Consider the following 3,731-nt stretch of genomic DNA (forward strand, 5'->3'; position numbering starts at 1 on the left):
GACGGCCGGCTTTTTTCTGATAATCTCTTCATGCTGTTTGGGATTTTCAGGCACTAAGCACAAATCGTATGCCGTTTGTTGTTTCAAATTTGTTAACAATTTTGTAAACTGCGGGCGGATAGAACGACCCGGTGGATGATGGGCGTTGCAACACAAAAATGACGTCAGACCCGCCGGACATAAATTAAGAGGTCATGATGAGTACTGAAATTAAAACTCAGGTCGTGGTACTTGGGGCTGGCCCTGCGGGCTATTCTGCTGCTTTCCGTTGCGCTGATTTAGGTCTTGAAACCGTTCTGGTTGAGCGTTATTCCACGCTCGGTGGCGTGTGCCTGAACGTAGGTTGTATCCCTTCTAAAGCTCTGCTGCATGTCGCGAAAGTGATCTCTGAAGCAAAAGCACTGGCTGAACATGGTATTGTTTTCGGCGAGCCGAAAACGGACATCGATAAAGTCCGCGTCTGGAAAGAAAAAGTTATCAACCAGCTGACCGGCGGTCTGTCCGGTATGGCGAAAGGCCGTAAAGTCAAAGTCGTGAACGGGCTGGGCAAATTTACTGGCGCGAATACTCTGGTTGTTGAAGGCGAAAATGGTCCGACGACCATCACTTTCGACAATGCCATCATTGCGGCGGGTTCCCGTCCAATCAAACTGCCATTCATTCCACATGATGATCCACGTGTCTGGGATTCCACTGATGCCCTGGAGCTGAAAAGCGTCCCTGAGCGTTTGCTGGTGATGGGCGGCGGTATCATCGGTCTGGAAATGGGTACCGTTTACCACGCACTGGGTTCTCAGATTGATGTGGTAGAAATGTTCGATCAGGTGATCCCTGCGGCTGATAAAGACGTCGTGAAAGTCTTCACTAAGAAAATCAGCAAGCAATTCAACCTGATGCTGGAAACCAAAGTGACCGCAGTAGAAGCCAAAGAAGATGGTATCTACGTCACGATGGAAGGTAAAAAAGCCCCGGCAGAACCACAGCGTTACGACGCCGTGCTGGTGGCTATCGGCCGCGTACCTAACGGCAAACTGCTGGAAGCAGGCGCTGCAGGTATCGAAGTGGACGACCGTGGTTTCATCCACGTCGACAAACAAATGCGCACCAACGTGCCACATATCTTTGCTATCGGCGATATCGTCGGTCAGCCAATGCTGGCACACAAAGGTGTTCACGAAGGTCATGTGGCTGCTGAAGTCATTTCCGGCAAGAAACACTACTTTGATCCGAAAGTCATTCCATCCATCGCCTACACTGAGCCGGAAGTTGCCTGGGTTGGCCTGACGGAGAAAGAAGCGAAAGAGAAAGGCATCAGCTACGAAACCGCCACCTTCCCGTGGGCAGCTTCAGGCCGTGCTATCGCGTCCGACTGTGCAGACGGTATGACCAAACTGATCTTCGACAAAGAATCTCACCGTGTTATCGGTGGTGCAATTGTCGGTACCAACGGCGGCGAGCTGCTGGGCGAGATCGGCCTGGCTATCGAAATGGGTTGTGATGCAGAAGATATCGCGCTGACCATCCATGCTCACCCGACGCTGCATGAGTCTGTGGGTCTGGCAGCAGAAATCTACGAAGGCAGCATTACTGACCTGCCAAACCCGAAAGCCAAGAAAAAGTAATCTTTGGCTTTTGCTGATGAACGCCTCTACGGAGGCGTTTTTTTTTGCACTATTCCGCCTGAATGCCGGAGAAGATAACAGCCTGCGGATTATCCGCACCGGCGGCATATTACCCGACGATCGCGAATCCCTGTTCTGGCTGAACATCAAAGCCATTCCCCGCCTGCCTGAAGAATCCCCTGCCGGTTTATTGCAAATCGTGGTGAAGACCCGACTGAAGCTTTTTTATCGCCCCGCGGCGTTGCTCACCCCCGCAGGACAAAGCGCCTGGCGGCAACTGCAATTTTCCCGTGAGGGCGGACAGACGCCGGGTATTTACCGTGTGGATGTGTGGGTCAACGACATGCTGAAAGGGCGGCAGGATGTGACCTTTATTGCCCTGAAGGACCAGACGCTGTCGCCGTTATTCACCCCGGCAGAATGGCAGACCCTGGGGCTGAAAACCGGCAGCATTGCGGCATTACGCGACTGGCCGGCACAGAAACCGGTGGAGGATTTCGCTACCCTGATGTCCGGCATGGTCGTCCATTTTGATTTTTCCCATCAGAAATTACTGATCACCCTTCCTCAGGAATTACTCGACACGCTGGCAAGGGGCGCGGTCAGCCCGGAATTATGGGATGAAGGCGCACCGGCCTTGCTGCTCAACTACAACCTCAGCGGTGCCAGTACCTGGCAAAACACGGGCGGCAGCGACCAGAACCAGTTTCTGGCCCTGTTTTCTGGCAAATTATGGGCGGCCTGTTCTACCGCTCCGGCCATGCCGCAGTCCTGGGATTGAAGTTCAGTTGCGGTGACATCTTCTTTGCCTGTTGGGGCGGATATTCCCGGAAGTCAGCATACTTTCAATGTGAGCGGTACTTGCGGTACGAGTGGCAGCAACGAACTCTCCGGCGACCCGATCATCGCCTGTTACTACGGAAACGGTACAGAAATCGCGGGTTTCCCTGGGGTTTACTCCACCGGCGTCAAGGGGGGCGGTATTGCCCTGACTAACTCCAGTGGGCAACGTGTGGTTGGCGGCGGGGTAAGTTGCGATACGCGCAACACATCGCTGGGTAACCTGGACAGCAGTCTCAACTATCAGATACTGAAAGGCGACACAACGCCTGTAAACCTCGGGCAACAATGGGCAATCACCCCTTCGGCCAGTGAAGGAAACCTGAGTATTCCTTTTTTTGCCCGCTACTATCTCAACGGGCAAACACTCAGCAGCGGTAGTGCGAATGGCACGGCGACGTTTACGATGATTTATTACTGAAAAAGGTCGCCTTTGCAGACGACCTGAAGTGAGGTTTGTTCTGATAAAAAATCCGATATGTACGATGGCGTCGGCCTATTTATCATCAAAATCATACTGCGGGCTGCTTTGAAATGAGGGGTAGGATCGGAGGTTTTTATTTTTTAAGCGTGCTTCAAGCTCCGTTCTGGTTTTTAAAGGAAAGCTTTCATATTCTCTTTCTAACCTTATATTTCCGGCAGGTAAAAGGTCAAAGATATCATTATGAAGTGTTTTTATTTGTTGGCTGTAGACGCTGACTTCTGTAAGTGCAGCGTAGTAGTCAAATGCCCTGATCATAAACTGATGATGTTCATCCCGGGCGCATTGATCGATTTGGGCTGTGCCAAGGTATAAAACGGCTATGCTTACCGTTCGTTTATCAAAACCCTTGATATCCGCAGAAGTAATAAACGGCAGGGATTTCATTTCTGTCAAACATTCCTCTAGTTTAGTGTTGAGGTTCTTGTAGGCTAAAAGGTACTTATCACGGCTATATTCGATGTCTTCATTGATATGCGCAAAGCAAGGGGATGCCATCGTGAGCATCAACATCAGGAGGATTTTTTTCATACTGAACGTTCCTTGTTATTTAAACGCTTTTTCCATGCACTTCCAGAAATCATGTTCTGTGCCATGCGTTGTCGAAAATATCAGTTGCCTGTTTATTGAAAGGTAAATTTGGTTTTTTGCGTACTGGTCAAATGCTTCGGCTGAATGAAAGAAACTGATAAAGTCTGTTTGGTTTATATAATAACTGCTTGCTAATGCTCCGTTTTTAACAAAAATAGAATACATAACGCCCGATGTGAGCAAGTATCTTCCTAAAT

At 50.1% G+C, this 3,731-nt stretch carries 5 protein-coding genes; 3 read left to right on the forward strand and 2 right to left on the reverse strand.

Going from position 1 to position 3,731, the window contains the following annotated elements:
• The first annotated feature begins 197 nt into the window (after nucleotides 1–197).
• From lpdA to J1785_RS02570, 3 genes are all read left to right on the forward strand, one after another.
• Nucleotides 198–1,622 (forward strand): dihydrolipoyl dehydrogenase, encoded by a 1,425-nt coding sequence (gene lpdA, locus J1785_RS02560; RefSeq protein WP_013576983.1) that lies wholly within the window; start codon nucleotides 198–200, stop codon nucleotides 1,620–1,622.
• A gap of 16 nt (nucleotides 1,623–1,638) precedes the next feature.
• Nucleotides 1,639–2,403, forward strand: a complete 765-nt coding sequence (locus J1785_RS02565) for a FimD/PapC N-terminal domain-containing protein (protein ID WP_217218742.1) — start codon at nucleotides 1,639–1,641, stop codon at nucleotides 2,401–2,403.
• 69 nt (nucleotides 2,404–2,472) lie between these two features.
• Nucleotides 2,473–2,883, forward strand: coding sequence for a fimbrial protein (locus J1785_RS02570; RefSeq protein WP_240782834.1), 411 nt, complete (start codon nucleotides 2,473–2,475; stop codon nucleotides 2,881–2,883).
• Nucleotides 2,884–2,958: 75 nt separating this feature from the next.
• Here the strand turns inward: J1785_RS02570 and J1785_RS02575 are convergent, their stop codons facing one another.
• Both J1785_RS02575 and J1785_RS02580 read right to left on the reverse strand, forming a co-directional pair.
• Nucleotides 2,959–3,474 (reverse strand): hypothetical protein, encoded by a 516-nt coding sequence (locus J1785_RS02575; RefSeq protein WP_217218743.1) that lies wholly within the window; start codon nucleotides 3,472–3,474, stop codon nucleotides 2,959–2,961.
• A gap of 15 nt (nucleotides 3,475–3,489) precedes the next feature.
• Nucleotides 3,490–3,731: hypothetical protein (locus J1785_RS02580; RefSeq protein WP_217218744.1), on the reverse strand; the 242-nt coding region annotated here is incomplete at its 5' end.

The sequence above is a fragment of the Rahnella perminowiae genome (assembly GCF_019049755.1).
GTDB classification, from domain to species: Bacteria; Pseudomonadota; Gammaproteobacteria; order Enterobacterales; family Enterobacteriaceae; genus Rahnella; species Rahnella perminowiae.

Bases quoted from the DNA above. Each gene is read 5' to 3' on its own strand.
- lpdA (WP_013576983.1), top strand. From the start codon at position 198: ATGAGTACTGAAATTAAAACTCAGGTCGTGGTACTTGGGGCTGGCCCT.
- J1785_RS02565 (WP_217218742.1), top strand. From the start codon at position 1,639: ATGAACGCCTCTACGGAGGCGTTTTTTTTTGCACTATTCCGCCTGAAT.
- J1785_RS02575 (WP_217218743.1), bottom strand. From the start codon at position 3,474: ATGAAAAAAATCCTCCTGATGTTGATGCTCACGATGGCATCCCCTTGC.